This is a genomic window from Peribacillus sp. NPDC097197, from assembly GCF_050278025.1.
In the GTDB taxonomy this organism is placed as follows: domain Bacteria; phylum Bacillota; class Bacilli; order Bacillales; family DSM-1321; genus Peribacillus.
Map to the genome: position 1 here is coordinate 150,447 of NZ_JBNNST010000007.1, position 24,295 is coordinate 174,741.

Here is a 24,295-nt window from a genome sequence, read left to right on the forward strand (position 1 = left end):
CTTCCGTCGGAGTGCACCATCACTGAACGGAATATTGCCTTTCCATTGATTTGATCTTCTCATATAGTTCTTGATTGATAGGAGTGGGCATTTGATACTTTCTTCCCAGTTCAATAACCGTTCCAGCAAATAATTCGACTTCACTGATTCGTTGCGCTTCTACATCTTGAGCCATGGAGGGTTTGCCATTTGGACTTAATGTCCCTAATACTTTCAGCCAATACCCCAGATCCTTTTCCGTTAAATGGACACCTTCTTTTTCCGACAAAGCAATTACTTCTCTCATGGCTGCAATCATCATGTCTCTGGCTTTTCCTTCTCGCTGAATTTCGCCATAATTGCTTTGATAGATAGCAACCGTTTGATTGACCCCTACATTCAGCATGAATTTCCCCCATTGTCTTCTATACATATCCGTATCCACCTCAAAAGGCACATCCATCTGTTCAAAGAATTCTGCCAGCTTTTTTGCTTGTGGTGAAATGACACCAGGTTCCCTTGAACCAAAGCAGAGCATACCCATATGTTCGTAGGTTAGTTCATTGCCGACCTTTACTGCATCCATGCCTTGGGCCACACAATACAGTACTTTATCCATTCCATACGTTTCACCAATAATGGTTTCGCTTGTAATGCCATTCAGTAGGGAAATAATGATGGTATCATCTCCGACATGGTTCTTTACCGATTCAATGGCATTTTTCAATCCATTATATTTAACGGAAACAATCAACAAATCTGCCGGCCCGCAGTCTTCTTCAGGTGTAACATAGTGAAAACGGCAAGGCTCCCCATTACTATAAAGCTTATCGTTTTCATATCGCAAAATGCGATCAGAATCAGCTATGATCCGTAAATCCTCTGTTCCCATCTTCTTGGACAAATGGTGTCCAAACAAAACCCCTAATGCACCTAGCCCAATAATCGAAACTTTTTTCATTGTCATTTTTCCTCTACCTCCTGTACATGTCCCATTAGCATTCTAACATAATTTATTGAATTTTCTAATAGTTTTACTTACGATAACAGTAGCCTATCGAAGGCAAAGAGAAAGAGAAGAAGGGGATGGAATAATGAGCAAAATTAACATGATCAAATTTGAGAATGAGTACCATGATTTAGTTTCCCTTTTGACAAATAATACGTGGCCCTATCACTCGGATCCACAACCTTCTGGCGAACAAATTGTCGAAGCGTACCATAAAGGGTGGTATCAAGAAGATAAGGAAACTATCTGGATAGAAAAAGACAATGAAAAAATCGGATTGATTATAATACATGATATAACCGACACCATCCCTTCCTTTGACATTCGTTTAGACAAAAGTGTTAGAGGAAAAGGGGTTGGAACGAAAGCTGTTCATTGGATAGTAGACCATATTTTTGGTTTACCCGATAAGAAGATTAGGATAGAAGCCTATACGCGCAGTGACAACCTAGCTATGAGAAAAACATGTAACAAATGCGGATTTGTTAAAGAAGGGTACTTACGAGATGCTTGGGAAAATAATGATGGGAGTATATCGGACTCGGTTTGCTATGCATTCATTAGAAGGGATTGGGAGAAGAAAGAAATAACGCCGATACAACTAAATGAATGGCCTTTCTAAATATCTTCATGGTTATGTTGTTGAACGTTTAGTGGAAATAGGAAACATCTTAAAGGACCAAATGGGGTCCTTTTCTTTTTGGTAAGGAATAACGAAATCGGAGTCTGAAAGAAATCTAAATGAGACAATCCTGATATCCACGTATGAAAGGGTTTCTATCATGTTAGTCAATTTGCCTCGGGATCGATTTTTCTCTTGGAAATCCACTCCAGATATAGAAAAATTCAAGTGATGTTAGAAAATATAACATCACGTGTTGACTTTTCGTAACATTCTGACTATAATTGGGTTATTAAAACAACGCACAACATCATAAAATATCTTTCTAGGGTTCCGTTCAATCTATATTGAAGTCTGGACCGAGAGAAAGAGTATAGCAAATCATACTGCTATATACACGGAGGGATAAAAGCCCGGGAGAACTTAGTATAGTTCACCCGGGCTTTTATCTTTTTTTATAGCCATTGATGAAAGGGGTAGATGCTTATCAGCAACGTACAATTTAAGAGGAGTTTGAAGACATCACAAATTGTTGTTATGGGGTTAGCATGGATGACACCGATGATTTATTTTACGGTATATGGTGTGGTATTCGAAACAGCCGATGGTTTAATGACCCCCGCTTATATCGTCGCATTTCTTGCCATTGTGTTTACTGCTTATAGTTACAGTCGAATGGTTAAAGTGTACCCGACCGGAGGCTCTGCGTACACCTATACCAGTAAAGCAATTCACCCAAAGGCTGGGTTTTTGGTAGGTTGGGCGTTATTGATCGATTACCTATTTTCTCCGATTATCGCCATTTTAACATTTGGGATTTTTATGCACGCTGAGTTTCCAAGCATCCCAATATTCGTTTGGATTATCTTGATGAACATTGTGCTGGCGGTTGTGAATATTATCGGAATTGGATCAGCGGCACGCATTAGTGGCTTTTCCGTGTTGGTCCAGATCGGGTTTATCCTCATCTTCTGTTTATTGACAGCTAAAGACATTGTCCTTAATCAAGGTGCCAGTGCTTTATTCACCTTAGAACCATTGCTGGTTGGTGAGGGTTCAGTTGTATCAGTTTTTTCCGGTGCGTCACTGATTTGTTTCTGCTTCTTAGGTTTTGATGCAGTTACAACAATGGCAGAAGAAACAATTGATTCGAAAAAGACGATTCCACGAGCCATCTTTTATATTATTTTCATCGCAATCACTTTGTACGCGATGATCTCGTTTTTAACAGCTATTGCATTCCCGGCATTCAGCTTTGCAGATCCAGACAATGCGGCGTATAGCTTGATTCAAATGGTCGGCGGCAATTTGTTTAGTACTCTCTTCATCATGGTGCTGATTATTGCGACATTCACACAAGGCTTGTCTTCAATGACCAGTGTAACACGTTTTCTCTATGCATTAGGGGAAGCATCCGTTTTACCGAAAAAGGTATTTACTTCATTACATCCAAAACTACGTACACCCATTCTTAACATTTTGTTTGTATCAACAATCTCCTTATCAGCCATTTTCATCAACCTTGATACGGCGGTGCTGTTCGTCAGCTTTGGCGCTTTGACCGGTTTTATCTTTGTTAATTTAAGCGTTATTTCCCACTACTATATCAAGGAGCAGAATCGAGGGGTCAAAGCCACCTTCTTCTATCTGGTTTTCCCAAGCATCGGGGTGTTGTTCATCGGATGGTTATGGACGCTACTCGATCCTCATACTTTATGGATTGGGGGAGCATGGGTTGCCTTTGGATTTGTCTACTTATTTTTGAAAAATAGAATCACGACACCGAGTTTAAGGAACTTAGATAAAAAGTTGGTTTAAAAATCAGAATATTCAAACTATAGGAGGCAGTTATATGCAACAGACAAGTGTGATTGTATCAAAAATCATTCCAGCAGGGGGCAAATGGTCTGCATTCATCAAACGCGGCAAAGAAATCACCTTTACCGTGTCAGCGGAACAAGCGAATGTATCATTGCTGCTTTTTAACGCACATGATTTGGCAGAACGCTACAATATGCCGGATTCATTAAAGGCTCAATATACTGCCTTTTTTACGAAGCATAATGTATTAATGAGTGACCAAGGCCGTGTTCTAGCGAGCATTACCGAAGATTCTGTCGGCTGGCATGATACCATCGGCGGTTATTCGACAAAAGCGCAAATTGACTCACAATTCGGCGAAACAACGTATCAAGAATCACGCAATGAACGCTATCGTAATGGAGAAGATAACTTGCTTATCGAATTGTTCCGTAATGGCTTAAGCCGCCAAGATTTAGGACCTGTTGTCAACTTATTTTCAAAAGTATCCTGTGATGATGCAGGCTATATGCATCTAGCACCCGATCATGTAAAAGCTGGAGATACAGTGACATTACGGACGGAGATGGATGTTTTTATGGCTCTGTCGAATACGCCCCATCCATTATCGGAAGCGACCACTTATCCACAAGCGGAAGTAACCGTGGAAGTAAAGGATACGATGCCTGCAACCGGAGATGATCCATGCGTCCTTCACCGCGATGAAAATAAGCGCGCATATGAGAATACGTGGGAATATGTACAACTTACACAAGGAGGCGTTCTCTAATGGCTGTATTTAATAATGTTGAAAGTGAACGACAAGAGGTGAAGGCCATTTATTCGAAAAGGTTGTTAGCGGGCGATGGCTGGTTACATACATTAGAACCTGGCCAAGTATTACGCATCGTGGACCTAGAAGGCAATCAAGCAGCAGATACATTATTTTTCAATGCAGAGGTACCGACAGATCACTATAGCGCGATTAAAACGATTCAGAAACAAAAAAATATCTATCTATCAACAGGCTCCGTTTTACTGTCCGAGATGGGTACAGAACTAGTTGAAATTGTCGCCGATACGTGTGGGCGTCACGATACACTAGGGGGCTCATGCTCAGCCCAAAGCAATACAGTACGTTATGCCCACGAAACGTTACCCATGCACAATTGCCGTGACACATATATGTTGCAGTTAGCGAAAAGCGATCAATATCAACACATGCAAAAACGTGATTTATCCCCTAATGTAAACTTCTTCATGAATGTGCCTGTCACACTTGAGGGCGGCCTGAAATTTGATGATGGAGTTTCCGCTCCAGGTAAATATGTGGAGATGCGTGCCATCACACGTACAGTGGTGCTCATTAGCAACTGTCCACAGCTCAACAATCCATGTAATGCGTATAATCCAACACCAATTCAACTACTAATTTGGGAAGGGTGAATAAGATGTTCAAAAAAGTATTGATTGCTAACCGAGGTGCAATTGCTGCACGAATCGTTCGAACATTAAAGAAAATGAATGTACAATCTGTCGTCGTTTATACAACGGCCGATCAGGACAATACGTATGTAGCTGAGGCAGACGAAGCCATTTTCATCGGCGATGGGCCTGCAAAAGAAAGCTATTTAAATGCGGATTTAATTTTAGAAAAGGCACGTGCCGTTGGTGCTGAAGCGATTCATCCAGGCTATGGCTTTTTAAGTGAAAATGCCGCATTTGCACGTGATTGTATGGCGAGTGGCATTGCTTTTGTAGGACCTAAACCTGAACAAATCGAACAATTTGGCTTAAAGCACTCAGCACGTCAACTTGCAAAAGAAGCGCAAGTACCGTTACTGCCCGGTACGCATTTGATTGAGGATTTAGAAGAAGCACTAGCATCCTCTACAAGGATTGGCTATCCAGTGATCTTAAAAAGTACGGCTGGTGGCGGTGGCATTGGCATGAAAGTGTGTGAGGATGAGCAAGCATTGCGTGAGGCGTTTGAAGCAGTGACGCATTTAGCAGAGAAGAACTTCAATAATGGTGGTGTATTTGTTGAAAAATATATTGCAAGTGCACGCCATGTAGAAGTGCAGGTCTTTGGTACAGAGACGGAAATTGTGGCATTGGGCGAACGGGATTGCTCATTGCAGCGCCGCAACCAAAAAGTAGTGGAAGAGACACCCGCACATCTATTGAATGAAGCGGTTCGTGAAAAGATGTTGGAAGCTTCCATACGTTTAGCGAAACTAGTGGGCTATCGTAGTGCTGGTACGGTGGAATATTTATACGATCCTACGAGTGATCAGTTTTATTTCTTGGAAGTGAACACGCGTTTGCAAGTAGAGCATGGTGTCACGGAAGAAGTCACAGGTGTAGATTTAGTGGAATGGATGATTAAAGAGGCAGCCGGGGAGTTGGCGAATCTTTCCACACTCGTATCATCGCCACAAGGTCATAGCATGCAAGTTCGCATTTATGCTGAAGATTGTTTTAACCAGTTTCAGCCAAGTGTCGGGACGATAGATGATATCGTATGGCCAGCGGGTGTCCGCATCGAAACTGGCATCCAAAAAGGCGGTACCATCTCAATGTATTATGATCCAATGGTTGCCAAAGTGATTGTCCATGCCGATACGCGTGAGGATGCCATTACAAAGTTACAGCAAGCATTATCTGAAATGCGTGTATATGGTGTGACGACAAACCTGCAATATTTAGAGCAAGTATTAATGGAAGAATCGGTGCGGTCAGGGGCCGTTTATACGAAGCTATTGGAATCTTTTTTACCAGAGGAAGCAAGTATTGAAGTGTTAGATGGTGGCATTCAAACGACGGTACAAGATTTTCCGGGGCGAACAGGACATTGGAACGTCGGAGTGCCGCCATGTGGTCCGATGGATAGCTATGCATTCCGCATCGGCAATCAGTTACTTGGCAATGCCTTCGATGCACCAGGCTTAGAGTTGACACTGCGTGGCGGTAGTTATCGCTTCCGTGCACCGATGACTATTTGTTTAACAGGGGCCGATATGCAAGCGACGCTCGATGGGGTGCCAGTTGCACGTTACGAAACGATTCAAGTAGCTGCGCAACAAGTACTGTCACTAGAAGAGGCCGAAGAAGGCATGCGCAGTTACTTGCTCGTGGCAGGGGGACTTGATATGCCGAAGTATCTAGGCAGTGCCTCGACATTTACGCTTGGTGGATTTGGCGGACATAATGGCCGGCCACTACATACAGGTGATGTGTTACGCGTCAATGCGGCAGAACCCGTTGTACCGCGCGCCTTACCAGCTGAAGCTCAGCAACACTATACACATGAGTGGGAAATTGGCGTTATTGCTGGACCTCATTGCACGAAGGAATATTTAGAAGCGGCCTACTTAGAAGAGCTGACGGCAACCAACTTTGAAGTGCATTTTAATAGCTCCCGGACAGGGGTGCGGCTCATTGGTCCCACACCGAAGTGGACACGTAAAGATGGAGGCGAGGCAGGCTTGCATCCATCGAATATTCACGACAATGCCTATGCGATTGGTACCCTGGATTTAACAGGTGATATGCCGATTTTATTAGGCCCGGATGGACCGAGCCTCGGCGGTTTTGTTTGTCCAGTGACGACGGCTTCGGCAGAGTTTTGGAAGATCGGTCAGTTGCACGCGGGTGATACGGTACGCTTTAAATTATTATCAGTAGACGAAGCCAATGCTCTACGTAAAAATCAAGAGCAATTTTTAGAGGAATTAACGGTCACATCGTTTGAAGAGATGAACGATGTAAAATATATGGAACAAGCTGATCCAGAAACGGCGATTCTATTCAGAAGCGAGAAAGGCCGCTTCCCGATGGTTATCCGTGCAGATGGGGATGAAAATTTGCTTGTGGAATATGGCGATATGGTTCTGGATTTATTATTGCGTTTCCAAGCCCATCTGTTAATGGAGGCGATTAAAGAGCGCACTGATATTCCAGTGATTGACCTCACACCAGGTATCCGCTCCCTGCAAGTGCATATTGATTCAACGAAAATGACGCTAATGGAATTATGCCGTATTATAGACGAGCTAAATCAAGCATTACCTGTGTTGGAAGAAGTTGAGGTACCTTCGCGAATCGTCCATTTACCCTTGTCATGGGACGATCCTTCGACACAATTAGCCATCGAGCGTTATCAAAAAAATGTCCGCCCGGATGCACCTTGGTGTCCGAGTAATATCGAATTCATCCGCCGTATGAACGGTCTTGGAGCAATTGATGATGTTCGTCGTATCGTGTTTGATGCCAATTATTTAGTGATGGGGCTTGGCGATGTATATCTTGGGGCACCCGTTGCCACACCACTCGATCCGCGGCACCGTCTCGTAACGACAAAGTACAATCCTGCGCGGACATGGACGCCTGAAAATGCAGTTGGGATTGGTGGCGCATATATGTGCGTATATGGCATGGAAGGACCTGGTGGCTATCAATTCGTTGGCCGTACGGTCCAAATGTGGAATCGCCTTAGAGCAACAAAAAGTTTTACAGAAGGAAAGCCATGGTTATTACGCTTCTTCGATCAAATTCGCTTCTATCCAGTAGCAGAAGAAGAATTAGGAATAAAACGCCAACAATTTTTACGTGGTCAATTTGAGGTCAAGATTGAAGAGACAACATTCAAACTCCGTGACTATATCAGATTTTTGGAAGAGGTTAAAGTCGAAACGCAAAGCTTTAAACAAACTCAACAGCAAGCGTTTGATACAGAGCGTGAGCGTTGGCGCGACCTTGGATTAGACGAATATGTAGCAGAGCATCATGAAGCGGTGAATGTCGATAGCGATGTGCCCGAAAATAGCGAGGCCATCCGCTGTACATTACCGGGGAGCATATGGAAAGTACTTGTTGAAGCAGGCATGTATGTAAGAAAAGGGGATGTATTGCTAGTTGAAGAAAGTATGAAAATGGAGTTTCCGCAGGTTGCCCCATTTGATGGCATAGTGAAACAAATTTATGTTTCTCCTGGAGACGAAGTACAAGCCAATCAATTAATGGTAGCCCTAGAACCCATAGAAGTGGAGGTAAAAGATGATGAATCCATTATTATCTATCAATAATTTACAACAAGCTTATGCAGATGGTAGCTTGACGCCACGGCAAGTAGTCACCGATATTTTACAGCGTGTGGAAGACTATACGGCGAGTACGGTATTTATTGTTCCCCCGACATGGGAACGACTGACGCCTTATGTTGAAAAATTGGAACGAGTCAATATGCAGGACTTTCCGTTATATGGAATTCCATTTGTCATTAAGGATAATATTGATTGGGTTGATGTCGACACAACTGCGGCTTGCCCAACCTATGCCTATACACCTACTGAAAGTGCGACTGTTGTCCAACGTTTAATTGATGCTGGTGCGATTCCAATTGGCAAAACCAATTTAGACCAGTTTGCAACGGGGCTGATTGGCACGCGTAGTCCATATGGTGTCGTGAAGAACGCCTTGAACGAAGAACTGATCAGCGGGGGCTCCAGCTCTGGTTCGGCAGTCGCAGTGGCACTAGGATTTGCGAGCTTTGGTCTTGGTACAGATACAGCGGGTTCGGGTCGCGTACCAGCCGCATTAAATGAGTTGTATGGTTTGAAACCAAGTCTAGGTGCTTGGCCCGTGAAAGGTGTAGTACCGGCATGCGAAAGTTTAGATTGTGTGACGGTGTTTGCGACTGAACTGCAAGATGTCTATTCAGTAGATGCCGTTGTGCGCGGGGAAGGTGCAGCTGATATCTGGAGCCGTACCGTACCATTAGCCCCCGCTGCAAATCCATCTGTTGTGTGTTTGCCGAAAAACGACTTAACGTTTTTTGGCCCATATGCGCAGGAATATGAAGCGGCCTGGAATCGCACGGTGCAACGTCTGGAAAATGGGAACGCGCCGATCCGTTATATAGATGTGACGTACTTACAAGAAGCGGCAGCCATTTTATACGACGGTCCATGGATTGCGGAGCGCTGGTCTGCAATTGGGGATTTTGTAGAGGAGCATCCTGATGAAATCTTCGATGTTACGCGCCAACTACTACGTGAAAGCGAAAATCAAACGTATCGTGCCACTGAGCTATTTCAGGCAATGCATCGTCTACAAGCATTAAAGAAACGTGCGATGCTAGATTTAGAGAACGCGGTGCTTGTTTTGCCAACAACAGGTGGTACGTGGACGATTCAACAGGCAAAAGAAGACCCGATTTCCACAAATCAACAATTGGGCTTGTATACGAATCATTGCAATTTGCTCGATTTGGCAGCGATTGCTGTTCCGGCAGATCATGCAACCACAAACGTTCCTTTTGGCATTACACTTTTTAGCCGCTTCGATGAAGAACATTTATTAAAAGGACTGGCCACTACTATTGAGCGTGGCAACACAATTCCCGTTGCCGTATGCGGACTTCATATGCGTGGCTTTGCATTAGAGCATCAAATGCTAGAATGCCAAGCTACCTTTGCCTATCAAACAACAACAGCCTCTACCTATCGATTATATCAACTAGCTACACAGCCAGCTAAACCTGGGTTAGTTCGGTGTGCAGATGGTTTTTCCATAGAAGTTGAGGTATGGGATATGCCAATTGCACAGCTCGGTGCCTTCATGCAACGGATTCCTGCACCGCTTGGAATGGGAAAAGTCCAGCTAGCAAACGGTCTTGAAGTTCTTGGTTTTATTTGTGAGCCAGATGCAATCGAGCAAGCATTGGATATTTCTTATAAAGGTGGGTGGCGTTATTTAGAAACGACATCGATTGAATAAGTAGTGGAACTCTGTAATGTTGGGAACAATAACGAATCTGACTGGTGAGTTGTAGTTAGAATTTGAATAATGAAGGAAATACCTATATATTTATCACTGAGTCACATATGCGACATAGGCTATTTTTAGAAAAGCTCGGAGGAGAATATTATGAAAACGATTAGTACAGAACAAGAATATCGTGAACAAATCAAACAAGATGAATTAACGGTCGGGATTTTCACGACAACATGGTGCCCGGACTGCAAGCGTCTGGATATGTTCATCGGTGACATCACAGCAGAACATCAAGACAAGAATTGGTTCACCATCGATAAAGACGAATTCCCGGAAATCGCAGAAGAACAGACTGTCATGGGAATCCCTTCATTATTGGTATTCAAGAATGGTGAAAAAATCGCCCACCTGCACAGTGCGAACGCTAAAACTCCTGATCAAGTGAATGAGTTTTTAAATAACCTATAATAATAAGCACGGAACCTACCCTCGCATGATGTCATGTGGGGGTTATTTTTCGTTTATGTGAATAGGATTAAATAGTTACGCAGTATACAAAATTTCAGACATTCAACAAGCCACCGATCTGGCGATTGGGAGCTAAAGATTCGATTCAAGATATAGTCGATGTAACGAATTAAAATGTCCCCCACTAAAGGGGCATTTTTCTTTTGTTTATAACTCCTCAATTTTTTTGAAGAGATCGGTGTAAAGTTGATCTATGTTCTTTTTATCGTCTAAATAAAAGTACCAAGCATCCTCTTTATTTACATGATCATCATGCAAATAAATGGTCGTATGAGAACCATTCGTTAAAGAATCATGGGCCGTTTCATAAGTAAGGCCCTCCGTTATAAAGGGATCGTGCTTTTTACTAGAATCGAAGAAGACAATCGGAATGTCTGAACTTCTATAAACGTTCACAAATTTATCGTCTGATGCTTCTTCAAAAACGTCGGGTGCTAACAGAACGGCATCAAAGTCAGCTTCGATTCTTGCAATATCTTTACTTAATTTGTCTAATGATAGCGATTTAACAGAAATACTATTATTTTTAAATTCAGGTGTTTCGCCAATTACTGCAATGTTCAAAGGTGCTCCATCGTACTTCACCTCACTATTCGAACAAGCAGCCAATACTGCTACTACGCTTAAAAAAAGGATGATCTTTTTCATATGCAACCTCCTTATTAATGGAAATCTTTTTTTCTTTCCTCAACTTATTATTCTACAAATATTTTCAAAAGCCTTGCTTACATAACATTCCTTTTTGAAGGATAAAGTATATTCCTGAAAATCCTATCATTTCAATTATGTTACATAAATATTAATTATTTTACTATTAGATTAAGAGAACTTAACAATAGATAGAAACTTAGTAGAATGCACAATTATGTCATAAAAATAGTTTGAATTACCTATACCAGAATACTATTTTTAACCGATATTTAAATTAATGTAATAAAAATAATACTTTAGTAGGGAGAATGATATGAAGAAGTTACTTATACCAACGTTCTGTTTCGCAGTATTGAGTACTGTTGCTTTTGAAGAACATATATCTGCAGCTCCACTATCAGCCGAACAAAAAACGATAGAAACGATAAAATATGTGAATGTGAGCTCAGGGTCGCTGAATATGCGAAAAAGCGGTAAGGAAAGCGCAACCGTTGTGGCGAAGCTAAGTAAAGGCACGAAGGTAACGGTGTATTCGGAATCCAAGGGATGGGCTAAGGTCAAGGCAAATGGAAAAGAAGGATACGTGAGTACCACTTACCTTTCCACAAAAAAGCCAGGAGCGGTTAAGCAAGCAGTGACTGCCAACGTCAAAACGACGACAAAATACGTGAATGTGAGTTCAGGCTCGCTGAATATGCGGAAAAGCGGATCCGCGAGCGCGAAAATTGTCACGACGCTAAGCAAGGGTACCAAAGTAACGGTGTACTCGGAGTCAAAAGGCTGGGCAAAGATCAAAGCGAACAATAAGGAAGGCTATGTGAATACAACCTACCTTTCGACAAAGAAGCCAGGAGCGGTTAAGCAAGCAGTGACTGCCAACGTCAAAACGACGACAAAATACGTGAATGTGAGCTCAGGGTCGCTGAATATGCGGAAAAGTGGTTCCGCGAGCGCGAAAATTGTCACGACACTAAGCAAGGGCACGAAGGTAACGGTGTACTCGGAGTCAAAAGGCTGGGCGAAGATCAAAGCGAACAATAAGGAAGGCTATGTGAATACGGCCTATCTTTCCACAACGAAACCAGTCACGGCCAAACCAGCGTCCACTCCGGTTAAGACGACGACAAAATACGTGAATGTAAGTTCAGGTACGCTGAATATGAGGAAAAGTGGTTCCGCAAGCGCGGCAATCGTCACCGAGCTAACGAAAGGGACGAAGGTAACGGTGTATTCGGAGTCCAATGGCTGGGCAAAAATCAAGGCGAACAATAAGGAAGGTTATGTGAATACAAAATATCTTTCAACGACCAAACCGACTTCAATAGAGGAAAAGCCGGAACCTACCCCTCCAATTGAAGAAAACACGCTCATTAAATTCGTGAAGGTGAACGATGGATCTAATCTCAACATGCGATCCGCAGCCTCAACGTCTGCCTCTATCGTGGCAATGCTTGCCAATAATACGGCGGTAACGGTGTATTCTGAATCTGATGGTTGGGCAAAGGTTTCAGCCAATGGGAAAACGGGATATGTGAGCTCACAGTATTTAGTTAACACAGCTGCAGAAACTCCAGGCAATGCTCCTGGAACGGTCATTAAGAATTATACAGATTATGGCCTGACGATCGACAAGATGGTAGATTTGCAGATGGCCGTCAATGCCCAAACCGATAAAAGCTACCAAACCTACATACGTGAAGACGGTATTATTTTGACCTCTTCCACGAAAGGTACGGTCAATGGATCGGGCTGGCGAGTACGGGGAGGAGCTGGTCCGGATAACTGGGTAGTCGGTTCGGTCAGCAATAATCAGTCTCTTACAATCAAATCGAAGGTGAAAGGCTCTGACGGTTATTACTGGTATGAAGTCGATATCAATAAAACCTGGGTTAATGCGAGTCCAGAAGATGTGAAATATCATCTGAATCCAGATAATTTCGTGGATGATCCAGTTAACTCGTTCCAATTTGTCAAACTCTCTCAAAGTGCGAACCTGAATGCTGCCGAAGTGAATAGTAGAATCCTATCCGGCAAAGGGATTTTAGAAGGACAAGCAGCCACCTTCATGACGGCAGGGGATAAATATGGAGTCAATGATATTTATCTTATTTCACACGCATTATTGGAAACGGGCAAAGGGACTTCACCATTAGCAACAGGCGTTATGGTGAATGGAAAGACGGTCTATAATATGTATGGAATCGGCGCGTATGATGGAACGGCAGTAAGCAGTGGCGCGCAATATGCCTATAATGCAGGATGGTTCACTCCGGAAGCGGCCATCATCGGCGGTGCAGAATTCATCGCCAAAGGCTATATCTCCACAGGTCAGGACACCTTATATAAAATGAGATGGAATCCTGCTGGGGCTAGCAGTTATGGATATGCCACACACCAATATGCAACAGATATCGGCTGGGCCGTGAAGCAAGTAAAACAGATTTATAATCTATATAGTTTATTAGATTCCTATAATCTAAACATTGAAATTCCAAAATATAAATAATATCGTAAAAACCACATGATTAGGTTCATGTGGTTTTTACGATATATAGCTTATTTCAACATTTATCTACGAAAAGGCAATTTTATCTTCGAAATCGTCTCATTTATCTTCGGATTTTGCCATTATATCGATTTTTCGACAAAATTCTTCAGTAATATAAGTAGGAAAAGGTTCGGGTTATCACGCTTGGCCTGAACCTTTTACCTATCCACCCTTCAGTCCAATATCGTCTCTCTTAAATAAAATATACTAGAATTTACGGACGAAGACGGAAACCCCGAAAACTCCCAAACAGGTATTCGAAACCCTTACAAAATCATTTGATAGTAGACAATTTACAGCTTTTCGGTAGGACTTACCTGTTGATAGCTTGCAGGAATCAGCGTTTCCAATGACTGTAGCTTCTACAATTGTACGAGAAGAGTGAGGTCTTAAAGGATTTCTTTCCCATAGTATCGTCACTACATCAGGAGGTCTAGGAATGGACACAGAATCAGACATGTAATTCACCTCTTTTCTACTGGTTTATATAGTTAATGCGACTTCGGACAAGTTAGCTTATCGATTTGTCATGGTTTTTTAATAAAAGGATCAAGGATACCCATATAAAATTGGTAGTCATGAGGGGTGCCTGGAAGGATTATTTTGTTTTTTAGAGAAATATTATGTAGAAAGCTGAAGAGAGAAATTGATAGAAAAAAATATTCGAATGTATACAGGGGGAATTAGATGCAAAAAAAAGCGAACCGGAAATTATACAGTTTATGGACAGGTGAGTTTACGGCAACGGTCCTTTTTGCCGCTTTGTGGTTGTTATTCATTCAGCAACAGAAATGGGCGGATCCTTACTTGATTTCGTTCCCGCCTATCTATGCCTTTGTTGTGCTGGAGTTCATCCTGCTTCAAGGGAGCCTCTATTGGTTTCTGAAATGGAAACAAGCGAAGCAAAAGAAGTTCGTCGGGCTGCCTTCTGCTCCACTACGTATTTTCCGTGCGTTTAAAAAGATTAATATTGTTCTGATCTTGATAGGATTACTCGTAGCCGTTTATCAATTCACCCTGTTTCGGGTCGGTCATTATTGGTTCATCTTTCTTTACGCATTCGCCATCATTGAACATATCAATTACTACCATATTAGGCTTTCCTATCAGACTCCGGAAGAGTTAAAGGAGTTCTTTCATCAAAAGAAATTCCGTCCTTCCATCCTGGCAAAGGAATTGGCTATGTTAAGAAGGTGAGGAGACCATGGACAAGCAACAAGTAACAACTAAAAAAACATTCGTTGAGAGTTTATTAGATAGTGTTTCGATGATTCTACTTATAATGATGTTTGTATACATATTTTTAAAGTGGCCGGTTCTACCGAATAGCATCCCTATGAGTTTTGATCCATCGGGTGCCGTATCCCAATGGGGAGATAAGAAAAGCATTTTAGGTCTGCCATTAATCGGGCTATTGGCTTTTGGTGTGTTTAGCCTTGTTGAAAGGTATCCTGATACCATCAACTTACGAATCTATAAAAGTGAAGATAAAGACAAGGAGATAACGTACAATAGGCTGATGGTGAATATCATCAAAACGGGCATCGTCATTTGTCTGCTTCTTGCTAACTGGAGGATCATGGAGGCGGTTCTATAATAGGTACAGATTAAACGGGTGATTCTTCATGAAGAGGAATCGCTTTTTTACTATAGAGATTTTTATGGTAGAGGGAGCTGGATTTTGTAAAGTGATGTAGAAAGATGCTAGAGAACAACATTTGTCAAGTTATAAAAATGTCAATATTGTGTAAAAAATCATGGATTTGATATAAATTTGGAATATTCTGTTGTATTATAGGTTATACACATATCTAGAAAAATGGATTTGTGATAATGGGATATGCTGAGATTTTCTGTTTTATGAAAGCGTGTTTTGCCTTGAGTCCTCGGTGGGCATGCTAATAAAACCTTATTTCGGCATAGAAAAAGAATGGGGAGGAATTATTTTTTATGGGGAAAAAGAAAATGATTCAATTTGCGTCAGCCACCGTACTGGCCGCATCAACTATCGTCGCAGTGGCACCGGTGCCAACGGATGCTGCAACAACAAGCTTAAACAGTAAAATCAAGATAGCGAAGGCCACCATCAAAAAGCCATTCGACACGTACTTCTACTCTTCTAAACTCGCTTCCGTATCCACTATCAAGAAACAAACCAAAGCTGCAAAACAGGCGAAAAAAGACATAACCGCTACGATTAAAAAATCAACCTTAACGAAAAAACAAAAAGATGAAAAACTAAAGGAAATCAAGGCCTATGATAAATACATAACACGGGCAGAGGGTTATGTGAAAGGCTATCAAAAGGCGGAAAAGGCTAAGGTAGCCCATGATAAAGCACTTAAGTCTCTGACGAATTCCGTTATCGCCCAAAAACCGACGGAGGTTAAGAAAAAATATAACGCACTGGATGCAACTGTGAAAAAGACCGAAAAGGGCATTAAAGATACCGTGTACGGCGCCAAGATTGAAGCCCTTCTATACGATAAGTTCACCAAAGGAACGAAAAAATCCTTAAACGGGGATCTTAAAGTGCCGTACTACTATGATAAGGCCGAGTATTGGATCGCAAAAGGGGATTTGAAAACAGCTGCCAAACGGATGGACGCCGTTTCAGGCCAGTTGAAAAAGGTAAGCAAAACATCCAAACTCGGTAAGGCCATTCATGCTTACGCGAAGAAAGTCAACGGAAAATATGAAGCGGCCCTGAATGCAGAAAAGAAATATGCCGAAAAGAAAAAAGCAGTAGAAAAGAAAGTAAGTGCGTATGAAAAGCTGGCAAAGGGACCACTTAAGACGAAAGCACAGATCAACGCGGCTAAACAAGCGAAAGCGGCTATTGATTTAACTGGAATCAATAAAGCGGATATCAAGGCTTTCCAAGCAAGGATTGCAGCAGCGGATAAGCTGGTTGCAACAGCTGAAGAAGGGCTTCAATTCACCCTATCTTTGATGCATACGAATGACACGCATGCTCATTTGGATAACGTGGCCAAACGGGTGACAGCCGTTAAGGAAGTAAGAGAAAGTAAGCCAAAAGCGCTTTTAATCGATGCGGGTGACGTATTCTCAGGAACCTTGTATTTCAATGAATTCAAGGGTCAGGCTGATTTACAATTCATGAATTTAATGAAATATGACGTGATGACATTTGGAAATCATGAGTTTGATTTAGGGTCAAGTCAAGAAGGCCATCAAGCCTTGGCAGACTTTATTAAAGGCGCCAAGTTCCCATTTGTCAGTTCGAATGTAGACTTTTCCAAAGACGATAAATTTAAAGGGTTATTCTCGGATCTATATTCGAGTGAACCTGAACAAGGAAAAATCTATAATGGAATCGTGAAGGATATCGATGGTGAGAAGGTCGGGTTCTTTGGCCTGACGACAGAAGAAACGAAAGACATTTCAAGCCCTGGCAGCATCGTATTCGAGAACTATCTGGAAGAAGCAGAAAAGGCCGTGAAAGCTTTCGAAGGCATGGGCGTGAATAAAATCGTCGCCATCTCCCATCTTGGGTATGATGACAATGCCGAATATGATAATGATTTAACGCTGGCGTCTAAGGTAAAAGGGATTGATGTGATCGTCGGTGGACATAGCCATACACAGTTAGACGGTCCAGTTGTGATCAGTGAGGATGAAAAAGGACAAACGAAAGACCCGACGGTCGTTGTCCAAGCTTATCAATATAGTGATTATCTAGGTACGCTTGATGTGGAATTTGATAGTAAGGGGAAAATCATTGGACAAGCAGGGCAGTTAATCAAGCTTGCCGACAAACAGGATGATGCAGAAGCGGCCAAGAAGTTGGAAACCTACTCCAAGAAGATTCAGGAAGTAAAAGAAAGCAAAACGGGCGCAACCGCAGTGAAGGCAATGGAAAGTCCGCGTGATTCAGGTGACGTTACGAAACCAAGTGTCCGTAAAAATGAAACGGAATTAGGCAATTTGATCACCGATGCCATGCTGACGAAAGCGAAGGAATTTAATAAAGACACGGTCATAGCTTTCCAAAATGGTGGAGGCATCCGTGCCGGTATCGATCAAGGTGACATCACATTAGGGGATATCCTCACCGTTTTACCGTTTGGCAATACACTGGCGACGATGAAGCTAACTGGTGCGGAAATAACGCAAGCATTGGAACATAGCGTGAGCCAAGCACCGAGAGAGAGTGGCGGTTTCCTACATGTATCTGGCATGAAATTCACATATGACAGCACAAAGGATGCGGGGCAACGCGTACAAAAGGTTGAAGTGAAAGGACAAGATGGAACGTATAGTGAATTGGATAAAACCAAGCAATATACAGTAGCCACCAATGCCTTTACAGCCAAGGGTGGAGATGGCTTTACAGTCTTTGCAAAGGCCTATGCAGAAGGAAGAGTGACGGACATCGGCCTTCCTGATTGGGAGAACCTTGCGGATTATGTAAGCCAGTTAAAAACGGTCAACCCAACCATCGAGGGACGGATTACGGACGTTTCTGGGATTACACCAAATCCCTGATACAGGGAGGGCGATGCCACTTTAGATGTCACGAATCTTTCTTCCTTTAAAAATGTAGTAGTTAAAGGGGACACCACTCTTTAATAGATAGGAAGCGGAATATCTGACTCACTGACAGGTAACATCGCCAAGGTTTAATAAAAAACTGGAGGGGTTGAGTACTTGAAGAAGAATGGGATAAGTAAGATTTTCTTTGCCCTATTATTAGTTCTATCAACGATTTTGCCATATGCAGCGGTCGCAAAAGCGGAAGAGTTCCTATCTGTAGCAGAAGCCATCGCGAATAACAGTGGGAAAGGTAAAACGGTGAAAGGCTATATCGTAGGAACAGCTTCTAGTGGTACAAGCTATGTCCAAAGTGCACCTTTTACTGTGAATACCAATATAGGAATCGCAGATAGTCCGGATGAAACCGACAGTAAAAAAATCATGCCGGTTCAGCTACCTAGCGGTAACATTCGGACATCCTTGAATTTAGTGGATCACCCGGAGCTACTCAAGAAACAGGTGACGATTACCGGTTCATTGGAAGCGTACTTCAGTGTTCCTGGTCTTAAATCTCCAACTGCTTACACAATCATTAGTGATGGCGGCATACCGCCAGAGCAACCTGATGTGAAGGTTTTGGGTTCCCTTGCAGAAGCACGCACGAATACGGAAGATGTGGTGCAGATTGAAGGAATCGTTACGACGGGAGTTGGCTATTGGGGAGGAAAAGGCTTTTACATCCAAGACCAAACCGCTGGACTTTATGTGTATGGAACTTCATGGACAACGGATGTGAAGCAAGGAGATAAGGTTCGATTAATTGGAAAGGTCTCTGCTTATAGTAACGAATTACAAATCCAACCTACGACCCTTGATGTGGTTTCTTCTGGGAATGCCCTTCCTGAAACACAACGAATCGATGCGTCAGGAGTCAATGATGCCACACAAGGAGAGCTAGTCACCATTGAGAAGGCGACCATCACTGATTTGGCAGCATCGGGCACATACGGAACATTCGAATTTAAAGCAAAAGATGAGAAAGGTAATTCCGTACTCGTTCGCCATGATAACCGGAATGGTTCGAGTTATGAGGATTTCCTGAAGAGCTTTAAAGAAGGAGACCTCATTTCCGTCACTGGAATAGCGTCACAATTCAATGATGCGTATCAGCTTAAGCCAAGAGGGCTTGAAGACTATGAATTGGTGAACAAACCAGCTGTGTATACGGATGTTTATCCTGGAACGGTCAGTGAAAATACAAAAATATCCCTTGAATCTGGCTGGGAAGGAGCAAAGATTTATTATACGTTAGATGGCTCTACTCCAACCACTTCAAGCACGTTATACACAGCACCGATAACGTTAACGAAAGATACGGTCATTAAGGCAATCGCCGTGAACGACAAAACATCGGAAGTATTCACATTTGCCTATACCGTCACGAAAACGAATGACTTGAAGATTCGTGACATTCAAGGGATGAATCATTTTTCACCGTATGAAGATCAGCTTGTCTCAAATGTCGAAGGTGTGGTCACGTATGTAAAGGATGCCAATAACTTTTACATGCAAGATCCTAATCCGGACGATGATTTGACGACGTCGGAAGGAATCCTTGTCTACAACAAAGCGCATGGGTTGAAAGCGGGAGATTCCGTCTCGGTGGATGGTAAAGTTGTGGAATGGTATGTCGAAGGCTACGCTGAAATGAAAACGACGGATCTGCCAACGACTGAATTGACCAATACGACTATTAAAAAGACGGGTACTCTAGCCATTCCGAAACCGATAGTTATAGGCAAAGATGTCATCCCACCTTCTGAAAATATCGATGATGATCAATTGACCGATTTCGAACCGACAGAAGATGGAATTGATTTTTATGAGAGTTTAGAAGGAATGCTCGTTGAAGTCTATCAACCGAAAGTGGTAGCTCCCCAAGATTATGGTGAATTGGTTGTGATTCCGGGAGATATGAAAACAAACACGGCAGTGGGCGGAGTCAAAGTAACGGAAGAAGACTATAATCCGGAAAGAATCACCCTGGATATGGATGATGAAAAATTCGTCGCAAAAACAGGAGACTTCTTTACAAGTAATGTTACCGGGGTAATCAGCTACGGCTATAGCAACTATAGGGTGTTGACGGATAAAAACAAGCTGCCAACATTACAGGATGGCGGAACAGCTAGGGAAGTGACGTCGTTATCATCAGAGTCTGATAAACTATCGATTGCGTCTTATAACATCGAGAATTTCTCGACACAAACGGCTGATTCAAAGGTTACGACAATAGCAAATTCCATCATTACGAATCTAAAAGCGCCGGATATTATCGGCGTGACGGAAATGCAGGATAATGACGGGGCAACAGATAGTGGAACGACGGATGCCAGTCAAAGTGCACAGAAAGTGATCGACAAAATCAAGGCATCAGGAGGACCAGCCTATCAATATATTGATATTGCGCCAGAAGATAAAGCGGATGGCGGGGCACCTGGTGGAAATATCCGCGTAGGCTTTTTGTATAATGCAGACCGAGTGAAATTAGTTGAGGGAACAAAAGGGAAGCCGACGGAATCCGTTGCGTATAAAGGGGATAAGCTTACCTTGAACCCTGGGAGAATCGATCCTACTAATTCGGCCTTTGCTTCAAGCAGGAAGCCATTGGCTGCCCAATTTGAATTTAAAGGGGAAAGTGTAGTCGTCGTCGCCAATCATTTCAATTCCAAGGGCGGTGATCAACCATTATTCGGGAAAAATCAGCCACCTGTACTATCAAGTGAGGTTCAAAGGCTAAAAATTGCTTCCATCGTCAATCAATTTGTCAAAGGGATCACGGAAGAAAATCCTGATGAACATATTGTATTGCTCGGCGACTTTAATGACTTTGAATTCTCAGCACCACTTAAAGAGTTAAAGGGTAAAGAATTAACCAATATGATTGAGAAAGTACCGTTTGAACAACGTTACTCTTACACATACCAAGGAAACTCCCAAGTACTTGATCATATTCTTGTATCCAACAATATGGCAGAATCCACAAAAGTGGACATCGTTCATATTAACTCATCTTTCATGGAAACACATGGACGGGCAAGCGATCATGACCCTGTATTGATTCAGACCGATATATCAGCAGCTGAGGAAGAGGAATCCATCATTCCGAAAAAAACATATTACTTGAAAAACTTCAAAAAGAAACAACTGATGGTTGCCGTACCTAGCGCCTTGATTGATGTCGATGAATTCTCTACCATTGAAGAGGGCATTTACATCAAGAGTGAATATGCAAAACTGCAGGGGCCAGGTTTGAAGAACACAAGGGTGATCCTTCAGCCGAACAAACAGGCTTCCATCATTGATTTCAGTGGCGCTATGGTGAAAGAAGTCATCATAGAGAATGCGAATATCAAAGAAATCAGAGGCGCTGAAAATGTTCAGAAATGGACGACCAAAAAAGGTGTCAATACGTCAGGAATCAAGTTCTTGAATGCGAAAGGGAAAGCGATTGCTTCTCCTTTTGCTCCAAAAGAGAATAAAGCCCCAGTTGTAAAGAAGAAAATAGAAAATGTAGATGTAAAAGTGGGTTCGACGGTTACTCTTAATCTACGTGAGTACTTTGAGGATCCCGATAACGATTCACTTACTTTTTCGTCTACATTCGGTTCAATAGTAGGCTCTACATTGACCCTTCCAACCGATAAAGTGGGAAATTATATTGTCGCTGTAACAGCAAAGGACAAGTCTTCAGAAGTGATTGCTAGTTTCAGCCTGAAAGTATCAGAGGATAAACCACTCGAAGCATATTACGAGAAGGCGTCCGGAAAAACGGGCAACGAATTGAAAACGACGCTCCACACCATCATTAAAAGTCAGACAAAATTGACGTACGCACAAGTATGGGATGGCATTAAGGATGCAGATGAAGATCCCAATAATCCTAAAAACGTCATCTTGCTGTACTCTGGAAAATCCATTTCGAAAAGTTCAAATGGAGGGAATTCGGGACAGTGGAACCGTGAGCATGTTTGGGCTAAATCCCATGGGAATTTTGGGACAAGCGTAGGTCCTGGTACAGATCTTCATCACCTTCGTCCGGAAGATGTGTCGGTGAATAGTAAACGAGGGCATCTGGATTTCGACAATGGAGGACAGGCATATAGCGGATGTGACTGTAAGGTTGATTCGGATTCATGGGAGCCACCTGACAATGTTAAAGGCGATGTTGCCCGCATGTTGTTTTATATGGCCGTTCGCTATGAAGGAAACGGCGAGCTTGATTTGGAACTTTCCGATACGGTCAATACGTATCCAAAGCCGCTTCATGGAAAGTTGTCAACGCTTTTGAAGTGGAATGAACTCGATCCAGTTGATGAATTTGAGAGCAACCGCAACGATGTCATTTATGAAAAATGGCAGCACAATCGTAATCCATTCATCGACCATCCAGAATGGGCCAACGAGATTTGGTTATCAGCACAAACCAAAGATTTTAAAAAAGCGAGCTAATTTCTTGAATCTCTGACAAACGAGTAAACAATGAAAGGCAAAAAGAGCATGTGTTTGTCACCATGCTCTTTTTGCCTTTGTTCTATTAGAAGTACTATTAATCTACTATTGTCATTTTGACTTGTTTTTTACCCCAGATTAAAGCATCCGATTGTTTAGGGATGAATACATCGATTTTATTTCCTTTGATTGCTCCCCCAGTATCGACGGCCAGGGCTTTCCCATAGCCTTCCACTTCCACTGTAGAACCTAATGGAATCACATTTGGATCGACGGCAATTACTTTTGCATCATCATATTTCTTCAAATCTACGCCCATTCTCGTAATACCCGAACACCCTTCACAGCTAGCCGTGTAAGCGGTACTTGAAACGGTCAAAGTCTTTGAGCTGTTACTAACTGTATTAGCTTTCGTTTCTAGCTTACTCATGGTTTTTGCCCCGGCAATTCCGTCGGCGGTCAATCCTTTTTGTCTTTGAAATGTGGAGACAGCTTGTTTTGTACCGCTGCCGAATATACCATCAACCGTTGACGTGTATACATCCCACACCTTCAATAATCTTTGCAGATCGGCCACGTGCTTACCGATGTCCCCCGTGCGAAGAACCTGTATTTTTTGATTCGTTTGTAAACCTGCTATTCCATCGGCTTTCAGGTTCGATTTTTCCTGGAATTCCTTCACGGATTCTTTTGTAATGGAACCGTAGTAACCTGTTGCCTCATGATAGGGATAAACCCCTTTTGTCAGCAATAATTCTTGTAATTCTTTTACATCACTATGGCTTGTACCTTGCGATAGCGTGCGATCTCCAAGGGCCGCTTCACCTTTAGTCGGCATCGCTAATCCTATCATGAATATCGAAACCGTGATGATCATGCATATAATGTTCTTCATGTTTGTCCTCCTTGTTGTATCTCACGTATACAATTCGTTTGGCTACCGATTCTTTCGTGCGGGGAACGGAAAAACACCGCAAAGGGACCAAAGAACTGTTAATACATGTAACGGAATCTGAGAAAACGGGGAGGTTCGATGTGATTACAAATCCCTTGTTTCATGGGATTTGGTTGTTTTTGTATAAAAAATGTGAAAAATTGTGTGATTTCATCTTGCTCCCGGCCTTTGACCGATAAAAAGCCAAGATTGACCGATAAATCGGCGAGTTTGACTGATAAAAAGTCTCCATTGACTGATAAAAAGTCTCCATTGACTGATATAACCTGAATCTTGACTGATACATGGATGAAACGGATAAGGGGTTACTGAAAAAGAGTCATTATCTTTTAAAATCATAAGCTAGTTTGCTAGTGAAATGATAAAAAATGTCCCAAAATCAAGGCATACAGCAAAAAGCCACCTAATTATAGTTAA

16 protein-coding genes and 1 riboswitch are annotated in these 24,295 nt (G+C 42.4%); of the genes, 12 read left to right on the plus strand and 4 right to left on the minus strand.

The features are described from left to right. Positions 1–19: 19 nt before the first annotated feature. The gene (locus ACQKL6_RS11575; RefSeq protein ID WP_427651123.1) at positions 20–946 is read right to left on the minus strand and encodes a ketopantoate reductase family protein; all 927 of its coding nucleotides are present in this window, start codon (positions 944–946) and stop codon (positions 20–22) included. Between the two features lie 127 nt (positions 947–1,073). Here ACQKL6_RS11575 and ACQKL6_RS11580 point away from each other — a divergent pair, with 127 nt between their 5' ends. From ACQKL6_RS11580 to ACQKL6_RS11610, 7 genes are all read left to right on the plus strand, one after another. Further along, positions 1,074–1,610, plus strand: coding sequence for a GNAT family N-acetyltransferase (locus ACQKL6_RS11580; protein ID WP_427651124.1), 537 nt, complete (start codon positions 1,074–1,076; stop codon positions 1,608–1,610). A 314-nt stretch (positions 1,611–1,924) separates the two neighbouring features. Next, a riboswitch (guanidine-I (ykkC/yxkD leader) is annotated at positions 1,925–2,032 on the plus strand. A 91-nt stretch (positions 2,033–2,123) separates the two neighbouring features. After that, entirely contained in the window at positions 2,124–3,428 is a 1,305-nt protein-coding gene (locus tag ACQKL6_RS11585) for an APC family permease (RefSeq protein ID WP_427651125.1), read from the plus strand. A gap of 34 nt (positions 3,429–3,462) precedes the next feature. After that, positions 3,463–4,200 (plus strand): urea amidolyase associated protein UAAP1, encoded by a 738-nt coding sequence (locus ACQKL6_RS11590; RefSeq protein WP_402874102.1) that lies wholly within the window; start codon positions 3,463–3,465, stop codon positions 4,198–4,200. Beyond that, positions 4,200–4,856, plus strand: a complete 657-nt coding sequence (locus ACQKL6_RS11595; protein WP_427651126.1) for an urea amidolyase associated protein UAAP2 — start codon at positions 4,200–4,202, stop codon at positions 4,854–4,856. The genes ACQKL6_RS11590 and ACQKL6_RS11595 overlap by 1 nt, the downstream gene beginning before the upstream one ends. Positions 4,857–4,861: 5 nt before the next feature. Further along, on the plus strand, positions 4,862–8,497 hold the full coding sequence (gene uca / locus ACQKL6_RS11600) for an urea carboxylase (RefSeq protein WP_427651127.1): 3,636 nt from the start codon (positions 4,862–4,864) through the stop codon (positions 8,495–8,497). Continuing rightward, positions 8,469–10,190, plus strand: coding sequence for an allophanate hydrolase (locus ACQKL6_RS11605; RefSeq protein ID WP_427651128.1), 1,722 nt, complete (start codon positions 8,469–8,471; stop codon positions 10,188–10,190). The genes uca and ACQKL6_RS11605 overlap by 29 nt, the downstream gene beginning before the upstream one ends. A gap of 150 nt (positions 10,191–10,340) precedes the next feature. Continuing rightward, complete coding sequence (locus ACQKL6_RS11610; protein WP_402874112.1) at positions 10,341–10,655, plus strand: thioredoxin family protein; 315 nt, start codon at positions 10,341–10,343, stop codon at positions 10,653–10,655. Between the two features lie 207 nt (positions 10,656–10,862). Here the strand turns inward: ACQKL6_RS11610 and ACQKL6_RS11615 are convergent, their stop codons facing one another. Beyond that, positions 10,863–11,363: a membrane lipoprotein lipid attachment site-containing protein gene (locus tag ACQKL6_RS11615; protein ID WP_402874114.1), complete on the minus strand. Its 501-nt coding sequence runs from the start codon at positions 11,361–11,363 to the stop codon at positions 10,863–10,865. A gap of 316 nt (positions 11,364–11,679) precedes the next feature. On the opposite strand from ACQKL6_RS11615, the gene ACQKL6_RS11620 reads away from it, so the two are divergent. Then, positions 11,680–13,872 carry an SH3 domain-containing protein gene (locus ACQKL6_RS11620; RefSeq protein WP_427651129.1) on the plus strand — a complete coding sequence of 731 codons (2,193 nt, stop codon included), beginning with the start codon at positions 11,680–11,682 and terminating at the stop codon, positions 13,870–13,872. A 249-nt stretch (positions 13,873–14,121) separates the two neighbouring features. Here the strand turns inward: ACQKL6_RS11620 and ACQKL6_RS11625 are convergent, their stop codons facing one another. After that, positions 14,122–14,373 carry a hypothetical protein gene (locus ACQKL6_RS11625; RefSeq protein ID WP_402874120.1) on the minus strand — a complete coding sequence of 84 codons (252 nt, stop codon included), beginning with the start codon at positions 14,371–14,373 and terminating at the stop codon, positions 14,122–14,124. A 228-nt stretch (positions 14,374–14,601) separates the two neighbouring features. Between ACQKL6_RS11625 and ACQKL6_RS11630 the strand changes: the two genes are divergently transcribed. The 4 genes from ACQKL6_RS11630 (at position 14,602) to ACQKL6_RS11645 (ending at position 22,923) form a co-directional block, all read left to right on the plus strand. Further along, a complete protein-coding gene (locus ACQKL6_RS11630) occupies positions 14,602–15,111 on the plus strand; it encodes a hypothetical protein (RefSeq protein ID WP_402987141.1) in 510 nt (169 codons plus the stop codon). Between the two features lie 7 nt (positions 15,112–15,118). Next, positions 15,119–15,511: a DUF1648 domain-containing protein gene (locus ACQKL6_RS11635; protein ID WP_427651130.1), complete on the plus strand. Its 393-nt coding sequence runs from the start codon at positions 15,119–15,121 to the stop codon at positions 15,509–15,511. Positions 15,512–15,864: 353 nt separating this feature from the next. Further along, positions 15,865–18,423 (plus strand): 5'-nucleotidase C-terminal domain-containing protein, encoded by a 2,559-nt coding sequence (locus ACQKL6_RS11640; protein ID WP_427651131.1) that lies wholly within the window; start codon positions 15,865–15,867, stop codon positions 18,421–18,423. A gap of 162 nt (positions 18,424–18,585) precedes the next feature. Then, the gene (locus tag ACQKL6_RS11645) at positions 18,586–22,923 is read left to right on the plus strand and encodes an endonuclease (protein WP_427651132.1); all 4,338 of its coding nucleotides are present in this window, start codon (positions 18,586–18,588) and stop codon (positions 22,921–22,923) included. Between the two features lie 97 nt (positions 22,924–23,020). Here the strand turns inward: ACQKL6_RS11645 and ACQKL6_RS11650 are convergent, their stop codons facing one another. Beyond that, entirely contained in the window at positions 23,021–23,818 is a 798-nt protein-coding gene (locus ACQKL6_RS11650; protein WP_427651133.1) for a peptidoglycan-binding protein, read from the minus strand. Between the last annotated feature and the right edge of the window lie 477 nt (positions 23,819–24,295).

What these genes read in the sequence shown, in the direction of transcription:
- ACQKL6_RS11590 (WP_402874102.1), top strand. Translation starts at nt 3,463, where the DNA reads ATGCAACAGACAAGTGTGATTGTATCAAAAATCATTCCAGCAGGGGGC.
- ACQKL6_RS11615 (WP_402874114.1), bottom strand. Translation starts at nt 11,363, where the DNA reads ATGAAAAAGATCATCCTTTTTTTAAGCGTAGTAGCAGTATTGGCTGCT.
- ACQKL6_RS11620 (WP_427651129.1), top strand. Translation starts at nt 11,680, where the DNA reads ATGAAGAAGTTACTTATACCAACGTTCTGTTTCGCAGTATTGAGTACT.
- ACQKL6_RS11610 (WP_402874112.1), top strand. Translation starts at nt 10,341, where the DNA reads ATGAAAACGATTAGTACAGAACAAGAATATCGTGAACAAATCAAACAA.
- ACQKL6_RS11625 (WP_402874120.1), bottom strand. Translation starts at nt 14,373, where the DNA reads ATGTCTGATTCTGTGTCCATTCCTAGACCTCCTGATGTAGTGACGATA.
- ACQKL6_RS11630 (WP_402987141.1), top strand. Translation starts at nt 14,602, where the DNA reads ATGCAAAAAAAAGCGAACCGGAAATTATACAGTTTATGGACAGGTGAG.
- ACQKL6_RS11575 (WP_427651123.1), bottom strand. Translation starts at nt 946, where the DNA reads ATGACAATGAAAAAAGTTTCGATTATTGGGCTAGGTGCATTAGGGGTT.
- uca (WP_427651127.1), top strand. Translation starts at nt 4,862, where the DNA reads ATGTTCAAAAAAGTATTGATTGCTAACCGAGGTGCAATTGCTGCACGA.
- ACQKL6_RS11640 (WP_427651131.1), top strand. Translation starts at nt 15,865, where the DNA reads ATGGGGAAAAAGAAAATGATTCAATTTGCGTCAGCCACCGTACTGGCC.
- ACQKL6_RS11605 (WP_427651128.1), top strand. Translation starts at nt 8,469, where the DNA reads ATGATGAATCCATTATTATCTATCAATAATTTACAACAAGCTTATGCA.
- ACQKL6_RS11595 (WP_427651126.1), top strand. Translation starts at nt 4,200, where the DNA reads ATGGCTGTATTTAATAATGTTGAAAGTGAACGACAAGAGGTGAAGGCC.
- ACQKL6_RS11635 (WP_427651130.1), top strand. Translation starts at nt 15,119, where the DNA reads ATGGACAAGCAACAAGTAACAACTAAAAAAACATTCGTTGAGAGTTTA.
- ACQKL6_RS11650 (WP_427651133.1), bottom strand. Translation starts at nt 23,818, where the DNA reads ATGAAGAACATTATATGCATGATCATCACGGTTTCGATATTCATGATA.
- ACQKL6_RS11580 (WP_427651124.1), top strand. Translation starts at nt 1,074, where the DNA reads ATGAGCAAAATTAACATGATCAAATTTGAGAATGAGTACCATGATTTA.